Consider the following 23,342-nt stretch of genomic DNA (forward strand, 5'->3'; position numbering starts at 1 on the left):
TGAGAGGGAGATTTAAATGAATGATGTTTTTTTATATCCTTTGCAGAACTCAAAAGAGTATAAAGATATAATAAACTGCATAAAAAATACAAAAGGCTCATTATTGGTTAATGGACTTTTACCAGTACAAAAACCTCATATATCATATTCTATGTTTAATGATTTGTCACGACAAATGATTTTTATCACAAGTAGTGATTTAGAAGCAAAAAAAGTATATGAAGATTTAAATTTTTATGTTGGAGATAAGGTCGAATATTTAGGGTTTCAAGATATTTACTTTTATCATTTAGATGCAAAGGACAGAAACGAAGAAGCAAAAAAATTAAAGGTGTTGTTAAAACTAGCAAAGAAAGAAAAAATAATTTTAGTGACTTCTATTGAAGCCGTTCTAAGAAAATATATACCAAAACAAGTTTTACTTGATAGTGTGTCTCATTACAAAGTGGGGGATAGTTTAGATTTAGAAAAATTAACTGAGAAGTTAGTTTCCTTAGGATATGAAAGAGTTTCAAAAATAGAGGGGTTTGGTCAATTTAGTATAAGAGGTGGAATTATTGATGTATTCTCGCTTGAGTATACAAATCCGATTCGTATGGAATTATTTGATGATGAGATAGATTCCATACGAACTTTTGACGTATTTTCTCAAAAATCAATTGATAAATTACAACAATTCTCTATAACCCCTTCAAGAGAATTTATTTATCCAGAAAAAACTACAGATGCATTAGTTAGATTAAAAAAAGAAACAACTAAAAATACTGATGAAGGAACCTTTCAAAATATAGAATATATATCAAGTAAGACCTATTTTGAAGGTGTAGAAAACTATATAGATTATATCTATCCAGAAGAAAACAAAAGTATATTTACTTATCTAGCAGATGATGCAATAGTATTTATCAATGATATAACAAGACTTAAGGAAAGATGTGAAAATTACTTAAATGAGTTTAGAGAAAATTACAAATTAAACCTTGAAAGAGGTTTAGCTATTAAAAATCAAGGAAAACTATTATACCACTATACAGACTTAGAGTACCTAGTAAAAGACAAGTCTGTAGTCTTAAATTCACTATTACCAAAGTCTATAAATAACTTTTCTGTAAAATCCATAATAAATTTTGAGAGTAGAGAAGTACCTACATTTAATGGAAAAGTAGACTTACTTGTAGAAGAATTAAATCGGCTGAAATACAATGGCTATAAAATAATTTTGGCTACAAATACATTGGAAAGAGCAAATAAATTAGGAAAAGATTTGTTGGATAAAGGCTTAGAAACAACTGTTTCTAAAGATAGAGATATTGAAATTAAATCTTCTCAAATTGTAATTGTACCTGCACATATAAATAGTGGTTTTCAGTATAAATCCATAAAATTTGTTGTTATAACAGATAATGAAATGATAGGGGTCTATAAGAGAGCCTCTAAGACTAGTAATAAAAAAGCCAAAAAAGGAAAGAAGATAGAGTCATTTTTAGATTTAAGCGTTGGAGATTATGTAGTACATGAAAATAGTGGTGTAGGTAGATACACAGGAATTGAACAGATTACAGTTAACGCCATCAAAAAAGATTACATGAAAATAGTTTACCAAGGTGGAGATAATTTATATGTACCAATAGATCAGATGGATAAAGTACAAAAATATATTGGTGCAGAGGTAGAAAAAGTTAAGTTAAATAAGCTTGGAACAAATGAGTGGACAAAGGCAAAGGCAAAAGTCAAAAAAGAAATTGAAGATATGACAAAAGACTTAATTGAACTCTATGCAAAACGTGAAAAGATACAAGGGTATAAGTTTTCAAAAGATACACCTTGGCAGGCAGAGTTTGAATCCTTGTTTCCATATCAAGAAACAGAAGACCAATTAAAAGCAATAGAGGAAACTAAACATGATATGGAATCAAGTAAAGTAATGGATAGACTTGTTTGTGGAGATGTTGGCTATGGAAAAACAGAAGTAGCAATTAGAAGTATTTTTAAGGCATGTATGGACCAAAAGCAGGTTGCAGTATTAGTACCAACAACGATACTGGCTCAACAGCATTACAATACATTTAAAGAAAGGTTTGAAAATTATCCTTTGAGAGTGGAAGTTTTGAGTAGATTCAAGACTCCAAAGCAACAAAAGCAGATTATTGAAGATGCTAAAAAAGGGTTAGTAGATATTTTAATTGGTACTCATAGAATAATATCTAAAGATATAAATTTACCAAACTTGGGTCTTGTAGTTATTGATGAGGAACAAAGATTTGGTGTAAAACACAAAGAAGCTTTAAAGAAAATTAAATCTACAGTAGATGTTCTTACACTTTCAGCAACTCCTATACCAAGAACTCTACATATGTCTTTAAGTGGGATAAGAGATATGAGTGTTATAGAAGAACCCCCGCAAGAAAGACATCCTGTAATAACGTATGTTACTGAGAGTAAGGAAAGCGTAATTCAAGATGAAATAGAAAGAGAATTAAGCAGAGGTGGACAGGTATTCTTCGTATACAATCGAGTTGAACATATTGAAGAAATGGCAAGTATGATTCAAAAGCTTGTGCCAGATGCTAGAGTAGCTGTTGCACATGGAAGAATGACTTCTAAATCACTAGAAAATATAATCTTAGGATTTTTAAATAAAGACTATGATGTGCTAGTATGTACTACAATAATAGAAACAGGCATGGATATATCCAATGCAAATACCATGATTATATACGATGCAGATAAAATGGGATTAGCTCAGTTATATCAGTTAAGAGGTAGGGTTGGAAGAAGTTCCAGACAAGGATATGCATATCTCATGTATGAAAAAGATAAGACTTTAAGTGAAATAGCAGAAAAAAGATTAAAGGCTATTAGGGAATTTACAGAATTTGGATCAGGCTTTAAAATAGCTATGAGAGACCTTGAAATCAGAGGGGCTGGAAATATTTTAGGTTCTCAACAACATGGTCATATGGCAGTCATAGGTTATGATTTATATGTCAAAATGCTTAATGATGCAATTAAAAAGGTTAAAGGTGAGCCTATTGTTGAGGAAATTGATGTTGAAATAGATTTAAGTGTAAATGCATATATTCCAGACAATTATATTAAGGATGAATTGATTAAGATTGAAATGTATAAGAAGATTGCTTCTATTGAAAATAGGGAAGATATGTTGGATATACAAGAAGAACTTGAAGATAGATTCTCTGATATACCTAAACCAGTACAAACACTACTTACAATAGCTTATATAAAATCATTGTGTAAGATATTAAAAATAGAAAAAATTAGACAAGTGAAAGATGAAATATTATTAGTTCCAATAACAAAGTATAGAACTAAACAAAAAATAGGTTATAATATAGTTACAGAATTAGAAGAACTGTTAGAAAAAATGTGCAAGGTCAAATAACTTGTAAATTTAAGAAGGGATGTTTTAAATTTGAAAAAAGTAATAACGTTAGTAATAGCTATGATAGTTGTAGTATCAATAACAGCTTGTAGCGCAAGCACAGATGGAACTGTAGCAACAGTAAATGGTACAAAAATATCATCAGATGAATTTAAAAAAACTATAGCTCTTTATAAAGATTCTATGGAACAAACTTATGGAAAAGACATTTGGGACAAAGAAGTTGAAAAAGGAGTAAAGTATAAGGACAAGTTTAAAGACTTAATTCTTGAACAACTTATAACTACAGAAGTCATATATTCACAAGCTAAAAAAGATAACTTACTTCCTAAAAAAGAAGATGTTGAAAAAAGTTTTAAAGATTTAAAAGACGCTATGAGTAAAGATGAAAATTATAAAAAACAACTTGAAAAATTAGGTATAGATGATACATTTTTAAAAGACCAACAAGAAAAAGATTTAGCTATGCAAAACTATCAAGCTAATTTTACTAAAGAAACTAAAATATCAGATGAAGAAATGAAAAAATACTATGATACACATAAAGATGAATTCAAAAAAGATGAAGTAGAAGCTTCTCATATTTTATTAAAAACAGTAGATGATAACAATAAGCCACTTTCAGAAGCGAAGAAGGCAGAAGCCAAGAAAAAAGCTGAAGAAGCCCTTAAAGAAGTTAAATCAGGTGAAGATTTTGCAAAGGTTGCAAAGAAATATTCACAAGATGCTTCAGCAAGTGATGGTGGTAAATTAGGATTCTTCTCAAGAGGTCAAATGGTAGCTGAATTTGAAGAAGCAGCGTTTTCTATGAAAAAGGGTGAAATATCTAACTTAGTTGAAACTCAATATGGATACCATATAATTAAAGTAACAGACAAAGTAAATGAACAAACACCATTTGAAGATTCTAAAGAAACTATAAAAGAACAATTATTAAAAAATAAATATCAAGAGAAAATAGAAAAATTAACTAAAGAAGCTAAAGTAGAAAAAGATGAAAAAGTAATAAATACAATCACAATATAAAAACTAAAAAAATAGTAATATGCTTAAAAAAGCTATATCTGGAGAAGATATAGCTTTTTTTGTATATTTTTCTTAACAATGGTAAAAATAAACTTAAAGTAATTTATGGAGGGATTAAAAAATATGAAAGCAACAGGTATAGTTAGAAGAATAGATGATCTTGGAAGGGTAGTTATCCCAAAGGAGATAAGAAAGACATTAAGAATTAGAGAAGGAGATCCTTTAGAGATATTCACAGCAAAAGATGGAGAAGTCATACTTAAAAAATACTCTCCAATAGGAGAATTAAATGAATTCTCTCAGGAATATGCTGAAACATTAGCAGAAGTACTAGGATATGGTGTATTAATAACAGATTTAGATTCTATAATAGCTGTATCTAAACTTCCTAAAAAAGATTATAAAGAAAAAAGTATAAGTGATGAGTTAGAAGCAATAATAAGTGAAAGAACAGTAAAATACTCAAAAGATAAAAATATTTTACCTTTATTTAAAGAAGACCAAAAGGAATATATTAGTCAAGTTATTATGCCTATAATTAGTGCATCTGGTGACTGTATAGGTTCGATTGTAGTTGTTTCAAAAGATAAAGATACAATTGCAGAAAGTGAAGAAAAATCTTTAAAAATAGCTGCTAACTTTTTAGGAAAACAAGTTCAATAATTTTATCATAAAGACCTTTTACGTGAAGGTCTTTTGAAGTTTTTGTTTAAAATATTGAATATAGCATTAAAAATATGGTATATTAAAGTTTGTTATATAAACAGTATGGAGGTTATGTTATGAACAATAACAAAAACAAAGACTCCTTTTTAAAAGGAGCCCTTATACTTGGGCTAGCAGGTGTAATTGTAAAAATAATGGGTGGATTTTTTAGAATTCCCCTTGGAAACATGATTGGTTCAGAAGGAATGGGATACTATCAGGCTGCTTATCCTGTGTACACTCTATTTTTAACATTAGCTACTGCTGGATTCCCAACAGCTGTGGCAAAGTTGGTTTCGGAAAAAGTTGCCCTTGGAAATTATAAAGGTGCAAATAAGATATTTAAAGTATCACATACAGTTTTATTTATAACTGGTATAATATCATTTTGTATATTGTTTTTTGGAGCCGACTACATAGTAACAAACATAATGAAAAATCCTGGTGCATTGTACTCTATGAAAGCTATTGCTCCAGCTTTATTATTTGTTCCAGCAATGTCAGCATATAGAGGATATTTCCAAGGTAGACAAGACATGACTAAGATTGCTGTGTCTCAAGTTGCAGAGCAATTTTTTAGAGTTGTATTAGGTTTTACTTTGGCTTACCTACTTATGAAAAGCTTTGGGCAAACTTTAGGAGCAGCGGGTGCTATATCAGGAGCTACAATAGGTTCAGTAGCATCTATGGTTTATCTGATGTTTGCTTATATGTTAGGAAGAAGAGAACGTAGAGCTGAGATAGATGCGAGTCAAAGGTTTAAGGATGAACAAGTTTCTTATATCTTTAAAAAGCTTTTAACAGTTGCTATTCCGATAACAATAGGTGCATCAGTAATGCCACTTGTAAATATGATAGATAATGTTATTGTAATAAGAAGACTTATGGAAGCAGGCTTTACATATAAAGTAGCAAATTCAATGTTTGGTCAATTGACAGGTATGGCAATGGCAACAATAAATTTACCAGCCGTTATAACAACTGCAATGAGTATGAGCTTAGTTCCAGCTATTTCTAAAGCATATGCATTAGGTAATAAATCAAAGGCTAGAAAAGATACTAAAAGTGCTGTTAAGGTGACTTTACTTATAGTATTACCTTGTGCGTTTGGTATGGCATCATTAGCGATACCAATAATGGGTCTTTTATTTCCACATGAGCCATCATCTGTAGGAACTATCTTGTTTACTCTTACTCCATGTGTACTGTTCTTAGGATTAATACAAACATTGACTGGTATAATTCAAGGAATGGGAAAACCAATAGTTCCCGTAATTGCTTTATGTGTGGGTATGTTATGTAAGATTGTTATAAGTTATACATTGACAGGTATTCCAGATATTAATGTATTAGGTTCAGCTTTTGGAACAGTTACAGCATACTTTGTGGCAGCTATGATTAACTTATTATATGTTAAGAAATATATGAATGTAAAATTTCCTAAGAAGGAATTTATAATAAAACCATTTATAACAGTTATGACAATGTTTATAATGGTTAAATTGAGTTATGGTGCTTTAGTTGGATTATTGGGTAATAGTATATCTACAATAATCGCAATAGGTGTTGGTGGTATTGTATATGTAGTAGTTATACTTGGAATAGGCGGAATTAAAAAAGAAGAGATACTAACTATGCCAAAAGGTGATAAATTATATAAATTGTTAAAAAAAGTTAAACTTATAAGATAATATAGGAATATATATGCAAATAAAGGAAATACTATACAAATAGTAAAGCTCCTTATTTGTATAACAATACAAAAATAAAGTGAAATTTGCTAATGGGAGTGATGTTATGGGTAAGATAAGTATTGTAGGGCTTGGACCAGGAGACTATTCTCTTATAAGTCAAGGTGTACTGGAATCTTTAAAAAATAGCTCTAGAGTCTTTTTTAGAACAGAGAAACATCCGATAATTGATAAGCTTAAAGAAACTATACAATACACTTCTTTAGATTACTTTTATGAAAATGAGGAAAACTTTGAGAGTGTTTACTTAAAAATATCTGAATTTATTATAGAAGAATCTACAAAAGGTGACTTAGTATATGCGGTTCCTGGTCATCCAAGGGTCGCAGAAAAGACTGTAAGTATAATAGAGAGACTTGCCAATGAAAAGCACATAAAAGTGGAGATAGTACCTTCTATGAGCTTTGTAGACGCTATGTTTAACTATTTAGCTATAGACCCATCTGATGGATTTAAATTGATAGATGCTTTTGAGATAGAAAACTCATATATAGATTTAGATACAAGTATGATAATAACTCAAGTGTATGATAAATTTATAGCATCAAATGTAAAGTTAAAACTTATGGAATATTATGATTATAATCAAGAAATATGTATAGTAAATGGAGCAGGTGTCAAAGATTTAGAAAGTAAAAAGTTTATAAAATTATGTGAATTAGACAGAAATGAAAACTTTTTTGACTATTTAACTAGCTTATATATACCCAAAAGTTCTAAAAAGATGTATAATACAGTACATGACTTAGAAATAATAGTTAATACATTAAGAAGCCCATCTGGATGTGAATGGGATAAAAAACAAACACATCAATCATTAAAAAATTCTGTTATAGAGGAAGCATATGAACTTTGTAATGCAATTGATAATAATGATATAGATGAAATGGTAGAAGAGCTAGGAGATGTTCTTTTACAAGTTATATTCCATTGTCAGATAGGTAATGAGGAGGGCTACTTCGATTTAAAAGAAGTGGTAAATGGTATATGCAAAAAATTAATTCATAGACATCCTCATATATTTAATGGTGTAAAATTAGATATGTCTAAGTTTGAAAAAACTTGGGAAGAGTTAAAGAAAGAAGAAAAAGGCGAAAGCACTGTAACAGATGGCCTTAGAAGAATACCAAAACATTTACCAGCTCTTATGAAGGCTAGTAAAGTTCAACATAAAGCAGCTCTTGTTGGCTTTGATTGGGACAATGTAGAAGATGTATTTAAAAAAATTGAAGAAGAATATCAGGAATTACTTGACGAACACAGGGTCGGGAATATAAAATACATAAAGGAAGAACTAGGCGATTTATTATTTTCGATAGTAAATCTAGCTAGATTTTTAGACATAGACTCAGGAGAAGCCTTGAACTGTACTACAGATAAATTCATAAATAGATTTGAGTTTGTAGAAAAAAGTGCAATGAATTTAAATAGGAAATTAGAAGACATGACACTTGAAGAGATGGATGAATTTTGGAATCAGGCTAAAAAACAATAAAATTGTGGAAGGAAATTTGTCAAAAATCTAGAACTTTTATCAGAAAGATAGGAGTCTATATTATAAACATTTTTAGGAGGTAAATATCGTGAATAAAGCTGAATTAGTATCAAAGATGGCAGAAAAAAGTGGATTAACAAAGAAGGAAGCAGAGGCTGCGTTAAACGCATTTATGAGTTCTGTTCAAGATGCACTAGTAAATAATGAAAAAGTTCAATTAGTTGGATTTGGAACATTTGAGACAAGAGAAAGAGCTGCTAGACAAGGAAGAAATCCAAGAGATCCAGAGCAAATTATAGATATACCAGCTTCTAAAGCACCAGTTTTCAAAGCTGGAAAAGGATTAAAGGATACAATAAATGGATAATTAGAAATCTTGTGAAAAAGTGTGGATAAATTTACCACACTTTTTCTATAGAGCTAAGGAAGGTGATAATTATGAGATTAGATAAGTTTTTAAAAGTATCTAGGATTATAAAGAGAAGAACTGTTGCTAAAGATGCATGTGATAAAGGAATTGTCACTATAAATGGAAAAGTCGCTAAATCTTCTTCAGAAGTGAATATTGGAGATACATTAGAAATACAATTTGGAGAGAAGAAGATGAAGTTTAAGATAAATGAAGTAAGAGAGCATGTATTAAAAAATGATGCGAAAGAAATGTACGAAATTTTAGAATAAAATTAATAGTCCTCTAGTATATTAATAGTAGTATTAGTGAAATATTTACTGGGGGGATATTATGGAACAGAACATAACTTTGAAAGATAGATCAAAGCTGGTTATTTCAGGAGTTGAGCACATATATTCTTTTAATGATAAAAGAGTAGAGCTTAAAACTTCTGTTGGTGAGATGGTAATTGAAGGCGAAAACCTAGATATGAGCAAGCTAAGTATAGACGAAAATATAATTAGCATAGATGGAACTATAAATTCTATGGTATATGCAAAGCCTAAAAAGCCACAAGAAAGTTTTTTGAAAAAGGTATTTAGATAGATGATACCTTTTACTCAAGATGTAAGTATTTTCTACGCTACTATTTATGGTGGAATACTCATAGGAGTGTTGTTTGATTTTTATAGAAGCTTGAGAGGGAGTTTTAAATTCATCAATTATTTTGCAATAATTTTTGATGTATTATTTTGGTTTCTAGCAACCATTATAATATTTATAACAATAAACCTTACAGAGTTTTTTAATTTAAGATATTACCATTTTGTGGCTTTGTTTATTGGTTTTATTTTATACTATAACACCATAAGTAAAATTGTTTTATCAATTATCAATAAAATAATTCGTTTTGTGAGGAATTCTTTTAAAAAAGTTACATACTACATAGTCAGTTTTTTAAACAATTTGTATTACGTTATAATCTATTCACTACACCTACTATTTGATATTATATTTTATATACCAAACATATTTATAGCAACAAAAAAAAGTATAAAGAGAAAATCAAATAAAAAATCAAAAAACAAGAAAAAATCAAAATCTAAGAAAAAAACTAAAACTAAAAAAAGGGTGTAGGAAAAATGAACTTAAGAAAAAAATTTTCAGGACAAATTATTGTTATCAGTTTATTTTTAGGAATATCAATTTTTAGTATAATGACAGGATTTGTATTTGAGTACGAAAAAGCTAAAGAATATAAAACAGAAATAGCAAGTCTAAATAAACAATTAAAAAAGACTGAAATACAAATAAACAGCTTAAAGAAAGATGAAAAATCATATGAAGGAGACTTAGAAGAAATAGCTAGAAAAAGGTTAAACATGGTAAAGCCTAATGAAACCGTTTATGTAGATATAAATCGTTGATTAAAAGTTGCCAATAAGTCTACGAGTATTGATTTTAAAATTTAAGATTGAATAAAAAAGTCATTCAGTTTAAGGATGACTTTTTTATTTTGATTTAAGGAGGAATTTTATAATGAAAATAGGAGCTATTGATATTGGAACAAACTCAATGAGATTGTTGATAGTAGATTATGTGGATGGAAAACTTATAAATAGAAAAAAATTTGTTAACACAACTAGAATTGGGCAAGGTGTAGATAGCAAGGGATATATAAAGGAAGATGCGATTCAAAGAAATATAGAAGCATTAAAAGAATTCTCTGACAAGTGTAATGATGAAAAATGTGAAAATATTTATTGTATGGGGACATCTGCTCTTAGAGATAGTAAAAATGGAGATTATTTTGTTAAACTAGCAAAAGAAGAGGCTGGTATTGATGTTGACATAGTTACAGGTATAGAAGAATCAAATTTGGGCTTTAAAGGTGTTTTAGAAGGCATACAAGAAGAGAATGATATTATTGTTATAGATATTGGAGGAGGCTCAACAGAATTTATTATAGGTGATTCAGATGGAATTAAATTTAATAAAAGTAAAAATGTAGGAGCTCTTAGAATGACAGAAAAATTTTTAAAACACGATATCATTGAAAATGAAGAGTTTGAAGCTATGAGTTCATTTATATATAACGAAATCAGTGAGACTTTAAATTACATAAAAGAAAAGGGATTAAAAACTCTTATAGGTATAGGAGGTACAATCACATCATTGTCAGCAATGAATCAAGAATTAGAAATTTACTCTATGGAAAAAATACATAATAGTAAGATATGCAAAAAAGAAATAGAAGAAATTCTACAAAAATTAATAAAGATGACATTAAGTGATAAAAAGAACTTAAAAGGGCTACAAGAAAAACGTGCGGATATTATAACTGCTGGTGTAAAAATATTGAATATAATAATGGAAAAATTAGAAATAGAAGAAATAACCGTAAGTGAATACGATAATTTGGAAGGCTTAATATGTCAAAAGTCAAAAAAAATGTATTAATATTTTTTGATATTTGGAACCGATTATGACAAAAAAAATTACTCCTCTTTGTTACAATTCTTAATATAAACAAAAGAGGAGGTTTTTTTATGCAAAGAAGTGTAGCAGTTGTAAAGAACAAAACTGTAAAACCAAATGTCATAAAATTAATAAGCGGATATATTGATTTTACTACAGTGTCATTCGCTGTAATGGGATTTTTACTTAGTAGGTCTATCATAGTAGACTCTGTAGCTCCTTTAGGGATTGCCTTTTTTATATGTGCATCAAAGATTGATAAGTACAAGATACCTGTATTTATATCAGCATTAATAGGGATATTGTTATCATTCAATGATTTTGGAAATGTAGCAAAATATGCTGTGTGCCTTACAATATTTATGGCATTAAATAAGAAACTAAAACTATTAGATTCAATTGCCAAAGTGGCGTTTATAGGTGCAATGGTATTACTTCCAATTTCCATGGGACAAGCGTTCTTTTCTGATAGGTGTGTGTATAATCTGCTTGTTGCAGGTGTAGAAGCAATAATAATGTTTATATCTATATATGTATTTTCTTATGGTATAGGTTTAATGGCCAATGTAAACAATAGGATGTCTGTACGGACAGAAGAAGCCATATCAATAAGTTTACTGCTAACCTTTAGTATAATGGGGATAGGAGATATATCTTTATTTGGAATATCGATAAGGACCATTTTGTCAACGGTATTGATATTACTGACCTCAATAGTAGGTGGAGCTACCATGGGAGCATCTAGTGGTGTAATTATTGGAGTGGCATCTATTTTAAATAATATGACATCAGCTATTTATATGGGTATATATTCTTTTTCAGGATTAATAAGTGGTGCATTTAATAAAATAAATAAATATTTCTGTATATTAGGATATATTCTAAGTTGGACAATAATATACCTATATACTTCTGGTATTACTTCAAATATGATGCAACTAAGAGATATATTGTTAGGATGCTTGATAGTGATTGTGTTGCCTGAAAGGTTATTCAATAAGATTGAAAAATTAATAAAAAGTAATGTAGCTTCAAATGAAATTGTATACGATTATATTATGAGAAGCAAAAACTTAACGAATAGCCGATTAAACAGTATCTATAAAACCTATGATGACCTTGCAGATACATTTGACAAGATAAGAGAAAAGGATAAGGTTTTAGACCAAAGAGACATAGCTAATGTAATAGATATGATTCATAATGATGAATGTAAAAGTTGTAGTATGAGAAGAATGTGTTGGGAATCAAGATTTAATCATACATACACTATGATATATAATATTCTTGAAAAAATTGAAGAGAAAGGAGAATTAAGTGTAAACGATATACCTAAAAACTTTAGAAAGGAATGTATGAAGCCAGAGTCAATAGTGAAAATATCAAATCACTATTATAAAATGTTTGTATTAGATTATGATTGGAGTGTGAAGTTTTCAGAAAGTAGAAAATTAATAGCAAATCAGATAAGGAGTATTTCAAAATCAATTAAATCGCTGTCTCAGGATTTAGAGGGCGATATAATGTTAGATATAGAAAAAGAAAAAAATATATATGAACAATTAGAGAGATATGATATAACTGTTGATAAAGTAAGTTACTTAACAAAGAGTAACAGCGAGTTTGAAATATCAATAGAAAAGAAAACTTGCAATGATGGTTGCATGTGTGAAAATAAAATTGTAGATATAATTTCAGACCTAGTAGGAGAGAATATGTCTGTTAGAAAAATAGGATGTCACTGTTTAGGAGGTAAATGTAAAGCAACATTTGTTAAGTCTCAAAAATATAAGGCTGTTACAGAAGTTTCAGCAATGTCAAGGGATGGACATATCCTTTGTGGAGATAACTACACATATATGGAGATAAATGATGGCAAATATATGATGGCTATAAGCGATGGTATGGGAAAAGGTAAAAAAGCTTATGAAGAGTCTTCTGCTACTATTGATATACTAGAAAAAATGATAGATGCAAAGATTAAAGATGAAATAGTTATAGATACTATAAATAATATGTTGTTATTAAAGTCTTCAGAAGAAATGTTTTCAACTCTCGACTTAGGTATTTTAGATTTAAAACGAGGGAGTTTAGAAACTATAAAGATGGGAGCATGTTCTACCTATATAAAAAGAGAGGATGGAGAAGTTGATTTAATATCATCATCATCTTTACCTGTGGGTATATTGTCAGATGTAAAGATTGATAGAAAAAATGTAAAAGTTAAGGAAGGGGACTATGTTATAATGGTTTCTGATGGAATTGTAGATGCAGGAAGAAATAACAATTTAGGTGATAATTGGTTAATATATTTCTTAAAAAACATAGAAACTACTAATCCAAAAGAAATTTCAAATTTAATATTAGATAGAGCATTGGAGTTACAAGCGTTACAAATCGAAGATGACATGACTGTTCTAGTTACAAAAATATGTACAAAATAAACTTTATAAATTTCTGTGTATAATATGTGGATAACTTGTGTATAATGTGTTAATAGACTTTTGAAAAAAGTAAAGTTATTAACAAAAAAAACGTATAAATCAACAAAATTTGTTGATAAGTATGGCATAAATGTTAATAAAATGTAAAAAAAGAAAAAACAAAAGCTATTATCAAAAGAGATTCATGTTGAAATAACTAAATTTCTAAGCAAGTAAAGCCTGTGAATATGTTGATTATTATGTGGATAACTATTAATTCGATATTTATTTATATAGTATGAATAATTGAATAATATATCTAAAAAAAGCCATCCTATTATTAAGTAAACTTATTGAAAGGATGGCTTTTTATGAATAGGAAATTGTGCAAAGCAATAATACCTTTATTTATCTCTATTTTTTGCATGTTAATAATAAGTATAAAAGCTGACCAAGGATATCAAAAAAATAATGATAGAGCAATTACTGTCATGAATAATGATACTGAAGATGATGCTGAAAAAAAACAAGAAATAGATTATGAAAAAACATGTTGGAATTTACAGTCTCTATTTAAAAGTGATGACCAATGGAAAAAAGAACTTAAGAGTTTTAATAAAGATACAAAAGAACTTAAAAATTACATAGGTAAAGTTACAAAGTCACCAACGCATTTGTCTTTTGCGTTAGATATCAAAGAGAAACTTGATATAAGATTAAATAAACTTTCTGCTTATGTAAAATTAAAACAAGATACTAATAAAAATTCATATAAATATTTAGATATGAGTGATAGTATGGGTAAATCTTATGGAGACTATATGGGGATTTGCTCAGATTTAGAGTTAGAGATATTAAAATTATCAAATAGAGATTATAAGAAGATTATTTCAAATAAAAATATAAATAGAAAATATGGTGTGTATTTAAGAGATATAAGAAGAAATAAAGTACATTATTTGGACGATAAATCAGAAGATATTCTAAGTAAAGTGTCTTCAATAAGTAGTCTTCCAAGTCAAGTGTATGAGTTATTTAGAAATATGGATAGAAAAACTAATTTGACACCAGCTCAATATGCAAGTGAACTGGAATCGCCAGATAGAGAAAATAGAAAAAAAGCTTATCAAGATGAACTCATTACTTATAATGATAATATAAATACAATTGCGGGCTTGATTACTGGCCAAGTTAAAAAGAATATATTTTATTCTCAAGAAAGAGGTTATGAGTCGTCTTTAGAAATGTATTTAGAATCTGATAATGTAGATGAAAAAGTATACAATAATTTAATAAGAACTGTAAACAGTAATATGGATAGTTTACACAAATATATAGATTTAAGAAAAAAAGTCTTAAAGTTGGATAAGGTTCATTCATATGATATGTCTGTACCTATAGTTAAGGCTGTTGATAGTAATATTAACTATGAAAAAGCTCAGAGTATAGTATATTCAGCATTATCACCTTTGGGAAAAGAATACAATGATGTAGTATACAAAGCGTTTAATGAAAAATGGATAGATGTTTATTCACATGAAAATAAAGTGAGTGGTGGATATTGCCTATCTGTCTATGAAAATCATCCATATATACTTTTAAATTATAATAATTCGCTAGGCTCAGTTTCAACTTTATCACATGAGTTAGGTCATGCTGTATATGAATATCTAAGTTCTAAGAACCAAAATTATTTTAATTCAAGTCCATCTATATTTACTCATGAAGTTGCGTCTACTACTAATGAGGCATTACTTTATGAGATGCTTATAAGAGAATCTAAAAGTAATGGTGAGAAAGCTTATTATATAACACAATATCTAGATTTAATAAAGGATACTCTTTATACACAAACTATGTATGCTGAATTTGAAAAAACTATACATGAATTAGTAGAAAAAGGAAAAAGTGTAAATGCATTAGTGTTAAATGATGTTTGGGGACAACTTCTCAAGAAGTATTATGGGCAAAACTATGAATTAGACCAATTATCTAAGGTCGGATGGGCAAGAATCCCACATTTTTATAATAGTTTTTATGTCTATAAATATGCTACAGGCTGTAGTGCAGGAGTCAGTTTCGCCCAAGATATACTAAAAAATGGCTCAGATAATTATATAAATTTTCTTAAAAAAGGAAGCTCAGATTATCCAATAGACTTATTAAAAGGAAGTGGGATAAATTTAACTAATACAAAACCTATAGAAAATACAATCAAAAAATTTGACAGCTTAGTAGCAGAACTTGAAAAGCTATTATAAAAGATTTATTATAATCCACATGGAAAATATATCGAATTAATGTTAAAATATACTAAAAGTTTAAAGTCCTATTTATAAATAGGGCTTTTTATCTATTAATTAGTGGGAGATGATTCTATGCAAGTTAAAGTTAAGAAAGCTGTAATACCAGCAGCAGGTTTAGGCACTAGATTTTTGCCAGCGACAAAGGCACAGCCAAAAGAAATGTTACCAATAGTTGATAAGCCAACACTACAATACATAATAGAAGAGGCTGTAGCTTCAGGGATAGAGGAAATATTAATAATAACAGGTAGAAATAAAAAATCTATTGAAGACCATTTTGATAAATCTGTAGAATTAGAACTTGACTTAGAAAAAAAAGGTAAAAAAGAGTTATTAGAAATAGTACAAAACATATCTAATATGATTAATATACATTATATAAGACAGAAAGAACCAAAAGGACTGGGAGATGCGATTTATTGTGCTAGACATTTTATAGGTGATGAGCCTTTTGCTGTAATGTTAGGAGATGACATTGTAGACAATGATGTACCTTGTTTAAAACAATTAACAGACGCATATGAAGAGTATAGAACTACAATATTAGGTGTGCAAAAAGTGAATCCAGAAGATACTAATAAATATGGTATAATAGAAGCTAAAAATATAGAGGGTAGGGTTTATAAAGTAAAAGATATGGTGGAAAAACCAGAATCAGGGAAGGCACCTTCAAATATAGCTATTTTAGGTAGGTATATAATAACTCCTGAGATATTTGACATCCTCAAGGATTTACCACCAGGCAAAGGTGGAGAAGTACAACTTACAGATGCTTTAAAAGTATTATCTAAAAAGGAAGCCATGTATGCATATAACTTTGAGGGTAAGAGATATGATGTAGGTGATAAATTAGGATTTTTAGAAGCGACTGTCGATTTTGCTCTAAAGAAAGAAGACCTTAAGGAAGATTTTATTAAATATCTAAGACATGTCTGTAATGAATTTGATAAAGATGACAATGTGTTATACAATAGTACAAATGAAGGAATAGATTCAGATAAGATTTGCGAGATTAAAGAACTCGAAGTTCAAAAATAATTAGGAAAGGTGATGTAGTGTGGCAAAATCAGGTCAAAAAAAGATTAATAGAATAATAGCTGTTGGGATTGTAGGTGTTCTTGTATTAACAAGTATAACAGCTGTTTTAAGCATGATTGCAACTATGTTGTAGAAATAAATAACTACTGTAGTATACATAAATATAAAAACCATATATAACTTGATGTAGTTAAAAATTTACAGAATTCTAGTTATATATGGTTTTTAGAATTTATAAAGATAAAAAATAATTTTTATAATAGTTGCATATTTTAAGGGAAAATATTATTATAAAATATAAATATAGTGATAAATTTATAAAAACGTGCTAAGATTGGACTTGAGATATAATAAATAAATGGATAATATGGATAATAATGTTTTAAATTTTATTTATTGACCATAATGTATAAATAGTGATATTATTAGACTTAACTGTTTGAATAAAACTTTTCTTTTTCATGCCTTCAATTTCCAAAAAAAAGTATGTATATAAATGAATATATAGATGAGGAGGATTTTTTTGATTTTAGATGATAAAGTATTAGAAGGATTGGGTAGTAAAACATTAGTTGAACTACGAGAAATAGCAAAAGAATTAAAAATAAAATCAATTACTACATATAAGAAAAATGAGCTAATTGAGATTATAAATTCTAAGAGCAAGAATGAAGTAAAAACAAGTGATATTAAAGTGAGTGAAGAAATTAAAGATAAAAATGAAAATATAAAAGAAGACATAAAAAATAGAAAAGAAAATATAGAGAGCGAAAGCATAGAAAAAGAAGTTGAATATAAGAGCCCTGCCAAATCATATAACAAAAAAGATATGGATAATCAAAATATTTCCCAAAGCCAAGATAACAGAAACCAAAAAAATGATTATAATAAGACATCAAATACAAATGATTACAATAAGGCGTCAAATACATGTAATAGAATGGTCAGAAATAATAATAAAAACTATTATATGCCTAAACAAGTTGATGAATCTAAGATAGTAGATGAATTTAACACATCAAAGGAAGATGAAGTGGTCGGTGTACTTGAGATTTTACCAGATGGATTTGGTTTTTTAAGAGGCTCAAATTATTTATCTACCGAAGGCGATGTATATGTTTCGCCATCTCAAATAAGAAGATTTAATATGAAAACAGGAGATAAGATTAAGGGTATAACTAGACATCCAAAAAGTGGAGAAAAGTTTAGAGCACTTTTATATGTTCAAAAGATAAATGATGAAAATCCTGATACAGCTATACAAAGAAATGCATTTGAGACATTGACACCAATCTTTCCAGAAGAACGACTTACACTGGAAACAAATAGAAATGAGATAGCCACAAGAATTATAGATTTAATTTCTCCTATAGGTAAAGGACAAAGAGGATTGATAGTCGCACCTCCAAAAGCTGGGAAAACAGTTCTTTTAAAAAGTGTCGCAAACAGTATAGCTAAAAACCATCCAAATGTTGAACTTATAGTACTTCTTATAGATGAAAGACCAGAGGAAGTTACTGATATGAAGGAATCTATTGAAGGAGATGTTATATATTCTACTTTTGACCAAGTATCAAGTCATCATGTTAAGGTTGCAGAAATGGTATTAAATAGAGCTCAAAGACTAGTTGAACACGGTAAAGATGTAGTAATATTACTAGACAGTATAACTAGACTTGCAAGAGCATATAACCTTACAATATCTCCTACAGGTAGAACTTTATCTGGAGGTATTGACCCTGGGGCACTTCATGGACCTAAAAAATTCTTTGGAGCTGCTAGAAATATAAGACAAGGTGGTTCCCTAACAATACTAGGAACAGCATTAGTTGAAACTGGTTCTAGAATGGATGATGTAATTTTCGAGGAATTTAAAGGTACAGGAAATATGGAATTACATTTAGATAGAAAATTAGCTGAAAAAAGGATATTCCCTGCAATTGATATTTATAAGTCTGGGACAAGAAGAGATGACCTATTGCTTGATGATGAAGAAAAAACAGCTCTTTGGAGATTAAGAAGAGAAATGAGTAATAATTCAGTGATGGAAATCACAGATAAAGTCATTGAACTTATAAAAAGAACCAAAGACAATAAAGAATTTGTAAAATCGATAAAGAGTTTGTAAAATCAAGGAATAATTGTAAAAATAGATTATATAAAGTAATAGAAAAATCACTTGAATGGCATAATAAGTTATGCTATAATAATGTAGTTGATAATGTAAAAAGAAAGTTAATATAATTAATTTTTTTAAATAAAGAGAAGAGGTGACTATAATGCAAAAGGAAATACAACCAAAATATAATCCAGTTGAAGTGCGTTGTGCTTGTGGGAACACATTTGTTGCTGGTTCAACTAAGGACGAAATAAAAGTTGAAATATGTTCGGAGTGCCATCCATTCTATACAGGAAAACAAAAGAACATAGAAAAAGGTGGAAGAATCGACAAATTCAAAAAAAGATTCAAAATGGACTAATTTTTATAAAAGTGGAGTTGGAGGAAGCCAACTCCTATTTTATTACAAAAAAAGGTTCATATTCTACTTTAAATTGTCTTTTTGTATTATAATAATAAATATGTTAAATTAAGTATTTAAAATGCAATTGAATGAGGTGAGTGGATGGGAAAGCAATCTGTAGGTGGTCAAGCTGTTATTGAAGGCGTAATGATGCAATCAAAAGATAAAAGAGCTGTAGCTGTTAGAAAAAGTGACGGAGAAATAGCCTTAAAAGAAGATAGAATAAAAAGTTGGGTAAGAGATAAGAATATAGACAAGATACCTTTTATTAGAGGTTCTTTTGTTATGATAGATACAATGATTCAAGGAATAAAGAGCTTGAACTTTTCTTCAGAGTTTTTTATGGAAGAAGCTGAAGAGGACAAATTTGACTTATTTATGAAGAAGATTTTTAAAGATAAGGCAAATGATATACTTATAGTATTTTCCTTGGTTATAGCGATGATACTTTCTGCTGGTTTATTTATTTTTATACCTACGCTAGTAGGAGGGGCTTTTTCTAAGGTAATACCTAGTGATTTTATGCTCAATTTAATAGAAGGTATTATAAGGATAGTTATATTATTTGCATATATAGTATTGATTTCTAGAAGTAAGGATATAGAAAGAGTATTTCAATATCATGGCGCAGAGCATAAATCCATATATTGTTATGAAAATAATTTGGAACTTACAGTAGAAAACGCTAGAAAATTTAAAAGACTTCACCCTAGATGTGGTACAAATTTTTTGTTTATAGTTATGGCTGTATCAATAATACTGTTTGCATTTTTTGGTTGGCCAAATCCAATACTTAGGATATTTATGAGAATCATATGCGTTCCTATAGTAGCAGGATTATCTTATGAAGTAATTAGAATTCTTGGAAAATACGACAATGGATTTACTAAGATTATTGCATATCCAGGTATGATGTTGCAATACTTTACGACTAAAGAGCCTGATGATGAGCAGTTAGAAGTAGCTTTAGAAGCATTAAAGGCAGTAGTAGATTAAAGAAAAGGGTATTTATTATGACGATAAAAGATATAATTATTAAATATTCAGAGGAATTTAAAGGTATAAGTGATACTCCAAGACTAGATACAGAATTATTGTTACAAAAAGCATTAGGTGACGTTGATAGATTGTATATTCACTTAAATCTAAGTAAAGAATTAACTGAAGAACAGAAAACAGAATTTATAGGTTTTGCAGAAGAAAGAATAAATGGAAGACCAATAGCATATATAGTTGAAAATAGGGAGTTTATGGGACTAGATTTCTTTGTTAAGGAAGGAGTATTAATCCCAAGACCAGATACAGAAACTTTGGTAGAAGAAATAATTGAAATATGTAAAGGTAGAAAGAATGTAAGCATACTAGATATAGGTACTGGTTCAGGTGCGATTACAGTTAGCTTAGCAAAATATATTGAAAATTCTAAATTGATGTCTTTTGATATATCAGAAACAGCCTTAGAAATAGGAAAGAAAAATGCTATTATAAATGAAGTTGATGAAAAAATAGAGTACATTAAATCAGATTTATTTACAGTATTGAATAATAGTGATATAAAATTTGATATTATAGTTTCAAATCCACCATATATAAAAAAACAAGACATAGAAACACTACACACACAAGTTAAAGATTATGAGCCATATAATGCACTTGAGGGTGGAGAAGATGGATTGGATTTTTATAGAAAAATAACAGAGCAAGGAAAGAAATATTTAAATCAATGTGGAATATTAGCATATGAAGTTGGTCACAATCAAGCTGAAGATGTAATTAATATTATGAAAAGTAATGGATATAAAAAAATATATACAAAGAAGGATATACAAGGCATTGATAGAGTTGTTATAGGATACAATATATGATATAATCAACAATTGATATGTTACATTTAATCGAGGTGAAAGTATGTTAAAAAAATTAGAGGTATTGGAAGATACATATAAAGACTTAAGTGAAAAAATAGGTGATCCTGATGTAATAAATGATCAAAAAGTTTGGCAAAAGTATATAAAAGAACATGCTGACTTAGAGCCTATTGTTATGAAATACAGAGAGTACAAAAGCGTTTTAGATAGCATAAAGGAATCAAAAGAAATTTTACAAGAAGAGTCAGACGAAGAGTTAAGAGAATTAGCTAAAATGGAACTATCTGAAATGGAAGAAAAAGTAGCTCCAATAGAAGAAGAAATAAAAATACTACTATTACCTAAAGACCCTAATGATGACAAGAACGTTATAGTTGAAATTAGAGGTGGAGCTGGAGGAGATGAAGCAGCTCTATTTGCAGGTAATTTATTTAGAATGTATTCGAGATATGCTGAGAGAAGAAGATGGAAAATAGAATTATTAAGTGCTAGTGATACTGGAGTGGGTGGATATAAAGAAGTATCTTTTATGATAAAAGGTAAAGGAGCTTACTCAAGATTAAAGTATGAATCTGGAGTTCATAGAGTTCAAAGGATACCATCAACTGAATCTGGTGGAAGAATACACACATCAACTTCTACTGTTGCAGTATTACCAGAGGTTGAAGATGTAGAAGTTGACATAAATCCAAATGATTTAAGAATAGACGTTTTCCGTTCTTCAGGTAATGGAGGGCAAAGTGTCAATACTACTGACTCTGCTGTTAGGGTAACACACATACCTACAGGTGAAGTAGTATCTTGTCAAGATGGAAAATCACAATTAAAAAATAAAGAGCAAGCTTTAAAAATATTAAAAGCGAGACTTTACGATAAAGCATTGGCAGAACAACACAAAGATATAGCAGCAGAAAGAAAAAGCCAAGTCGGAACTGGTGACAGATCAGAAAGAATAAGAACATATAATTTCCCTCAAGGTAGAATAAGTGACCATAGAATAAATTTAACTTTATATAAGCTAGATGCATTCTTAGATGGGGATATAGATGAAATGATAGACGCTTTAATTACTGTTGACCAAACAGAAAAAATGACTGCAATATAAGGAATGTTTTAAAAGAGCTGTTTCTTTCTAGAAATTATTTTCTATTTTGAAACAGCTATTTTGCATTTTAGGTCATGTTATCATATTCTACTGTATATAATTGTTATATACAAGTACAGGAGGGTTATATGATACTAAAAGTAACAATAATTGGACTTTTGGCAGGTGTTATAGGGACAGGATTAGGAGGAGTTATATCAGCTATCTTTAAAAGAGAAGTTGATAAATACCTAAATTTCTTTATGGGATTGTCTGGCGGAATAATGTTGGCTGTAGTAGTATTTGATTTGATGAAAGAATCCATGGATAAAATGGGAGTAATCAATACAGTTATATTTACATTTGTTGGAGCTCTCATAACTATGTACATAAAAACAAGATTGGATGTATCTGGAAGTATGGCATCTGGATATCTTATATTCATAAGTATATTACTACATAATTTACCAGAAGGATTGGCTATTGGTTCTTCTTTTATGTCAACAGAAAGCTTAGGTATCACTCTTGCTATAGTAATAGGTCTACATAACATACCAGAAGGATTAGCAATGGCATTGGGTCTGATATGTAATAAAATGAGGATGAGTAAAGTTATTTTATTTACAATAATAGCTGGCTTGCCTATGGGTCTAGGAAGTTTTTTAGGTGTTTATTTTGGAGGAGTGTTTACTTCTCTTATAGGTGTATTTCTTGCTACAGCAGGAGGTACAATGATGTATGTTGTATTGGAAGAAATTTTTCCGCATTCAAAAAGTGTGTATTGTATAGTTGGTTTTTTGTTAGGTACAATAATTGTAAACTATATCTAAAATTAAAATGAAAGCAGGCATA

Annotated in this window: 20 protein-coding genes; all 20 read left to right on the forward strand. The window is 29.1% G+C overall.

Going from position 1 to position 23,342, the window contains the following annotated elements; translation table 11 throughout:
- Positions 1-16: 16 nt before the first annotated feature.
- The 20 genes from mfd to IC218_RS19485 all read left to right on the forward strand — a co-directional run bounded on the left by mfd (position 17) and on the right by IC218_RS19485 (position 23,320).
- Positions 17-3,403: a transcription-repair coupling factor gene (mfd, locus tag IC218_RS19390; RefSeq protein WP_227436304.1), complete on the forward strand. Its 3,387-nt coding sequence runs from the start codon at positions 17-19 to the stop codon at positions 3,401-3,403.
- A 30-nt stretch (positions 3,404-3,433) separates the two neighbouring features.
- The gene (locus IC218_RS19395; protein WP_227436302.1) at positions 3,434-4,429 is read left to right on the forward strand and encodes a peptidylprolyl isomerase; all 996 of its coding nucleotides are present in this window, start codon (positions 3,434-3,436) and stop codon (positions 4,427-4,429) included.
- A 123-nt stretch (positions 4,430-4,552) separates the two neighbouring features.
- On the forward strand, positions 4,553-5,092 hold the full coding sequence (locus IC218_RS19400; RefSeq protein ID WP_227436300.1) for a stage V sporulation T C-terminal domain-containing protein: 540 nt from the start codon (positions 4,553-4,555) through the stop codon (positions 5,090-5,092).
- A gap of 119 nt (positions 5,093-5,211) precedes the next feature.
- Positions 5,212-6,825: a polysaccharide biosynthesis protein gene (locus tag IC218_RS19405; protein ID WP_227825279.1), complete on the forward strand. Its 1,614-nt coding sequence runs from the start codon at positions 5,212-5,214 to the stop codon at positions 6,823-6,825.
- Between the two features lie 106 nt (positions 6,826-6,931).
- Positions 6,932-8,380: a nucleoside triphosphate pyrophosphohydrolase gene (gene mazG, locus IC218_RS19410; RefSeq protein WP_227825280.1), complete on the forward strand. Its 1,449-nt coding sequence runs from the start codon at positions 6,932-6,934 to the stop codon at positions 8,378-8,380.
- An 88-nt stretch (positions 8,381-8,468) separates the two neighbouring features.
- Positions 8,469-8,747, forward strand: coding sequence for an HU family DNA-binding protein (locus IC218_RS19415; RefSeq protein ID WP_227436295.1), 279 nt, complete (start codon positions 8,469-8,471; stop codon positions 8,745-8,747).
- A 71-nt stretch (positions 8,748-8,818) separates the two neighbouring features.
- Positions 8,819-9,061: an RNA-binding S4 domain-containing protein gene (locus IC218_RS19420; protein ID WP_227436285.1), complete on the forward strand. Its 243-nt coding sequence runs from the start codon at positions 8,819-8,821 to the stop codon at positions 9,059-9,061.
- A gap of 61 nt (positions 9,062-9,122) precedes the next feature.
- On the forward strand, positions 9,123-9,377 hold the full coding sequence (locus tag IC218_RS19425) for a YabP/YqfC family sporulation protein (RefSeq protein ID WP_003421411.1): 255 nt from the start codon (positions 9,123-9,125) through the stop codon (positions 9,375-9,377).
- A complete protein-coding gene (yabQ, locus tag IC218_RS19430) occupies positions 9,378-9,908 on the forward strand; it encodes a spore cortex biosynthesis protein YabQ (protein ID WP_227436283.1) in 531 nt (176 codons plus the stop codon).
- Positions 9,909-9,913: 5 nt separating this feature from the next.
- A complete protein-coding gene (locus tag IC218_RS19435; RefSeq protein ID WP_227436281.1) occupies positions 9,914-10,198 on the forward strand; it encodes an FtsB family cell division protein in 285 nt (94 codons plus the stop codon).
- 112 nt (positions 10,199-10,310) lie between these two features.
- Complete coding sequence (locus IC218_RS19440; protein ID WP_227825281.1) at positions 10,311-11,231, forward strand: Ppx/GppA phosphatase family protein; 921 nt, start codon at positions 10,311-10,313, stop codon at positions 11,229-11,231.
- Between the two features lie 89 nt (positions 11,232-11,320).
- On the forward strand, positions 11,321-13,693 hold the full coding sequence (gene spoIIE / locus IC218_RS19445) for a stage II sporulation protein E (RefSeq protein ID WP_227825282.1): 2,373 nt from the start codon (positions 11,321-11,323) through the stop codon (positions 13,691-13,693).
- Between the two features lie 350 nt (positions 13,694-14,043).
- The gene (gene pepF / locus IC218_RS19450) at positions 14,044-15,933 is read left to right on the forward strand and encodes an oligoendopeptidase F (RefSeq protein ID WP_227436275.1); all 1,890 of its coding nucleotides are present in this window, start codon (positions 14,044-14,046) and stop codon (positions 15,931-15,933) included.
- 117 nt (positions 15,934-16,050) lie between these two features.
- The gene (galU, locus tag IC218_RS19455) at positions 16,051-17,016 is read left to right on the forward strand and encodes a UTP--glucose-1-phosphate uridylyltransferase GalU (RefSeq protein ID WP_227436274.1); all 966 of its coding nucleotides are present in this window, start codon (positions 16,051-16,053) and stop codon (positions 17,014-17,016) included.
- A 508-nt stretch (positions 17,017-17,524) separates the two neighbouring features.
- Complete coding sequence (gene rho / locus IC218_RS19460; protein WP_227436272.1) at positions 17,525-19,144, forward strand: transcription termination factor Rho; 1,620 nt, start codon at positions 17,525-17,527, stop codon at positions 19,142-19,144.
- 151 nt (positions 19,145-19,295) lie between these two features.
- The gene (gene rpmE / locus IC218_RS19465; protein WP_003421397.1) at positions 19,296-19,496 is read left to right on the forward strand and encodes a 50S ribosomal protein L31; all 201 of its coding nucleotides are present in this window, start codon (positions 19,296-19,298) and stop codon (positions 19,494-19,496) included.
- 144 nt (positions 19,497-19,640) lie between these two features.
- Complete coding sequence (locus tag IC218_RS19470) at positions 19,641-20,534, forward strand: DUF1385 domain-containing protein (protein ID WP_227436270.1); 894 nt, start codon at positions 19,641-19,643, stop codon at positions 20,532-20,534.
- A 17-nt stretch (positions 20,535-20,551) separates the two neighbouring features.
- Complete coding sequence (gene prmC, locus IC218_RS19475; protein WP_227436268.1) at positions 20,552-21,403, forward strand: peptide chain release factor N(5)-glutamine methyltransferase; 852 nt, start codon at positions 20,552-20,554, stop codon at positions 21,401-21,403.
- A gap of 43 nt (positions 21,404-21,446) precedes the next feature.
- Positions 21,447-22,511: a peptide chain release factor 1 gene (prfA, locus tag IC218_RS19480; RefSeq protein WP_227825283.1), complete on the forward strand. Its 1,065-nt coding sequence runs from the start codon at positions 21,447-21,449 to the stop codon at positions 22,509-22,511.
- Positions 22,512-22,639: 128 nt separating this feature from the next.
- The gene (locus tag IC218_RS19485; RefSeq protein ID WP_227436256.1) at positions 22,640-23,320 is read left to right on the forward strand and encodes a ZIP family metal transporter; all 681 of its coding nucleotides are present in this window, start codon (positions 22,640-22,642) and stop codon (positions 23,318-23,320) included.
- Positions 23,321-23,342: the final 22 nt, after the last annotated feature.

The sequence above is a fragment of the Clostridioides sp. ES-S-0005-03 genome, from assembly GCF_020658455.1.
Taxonomy (GTDB): domain Bacteria; phylum Bacillota; class Clostridia; order Peptostreptococcales; family Peptostreptococcaceae; genus Clostridioides.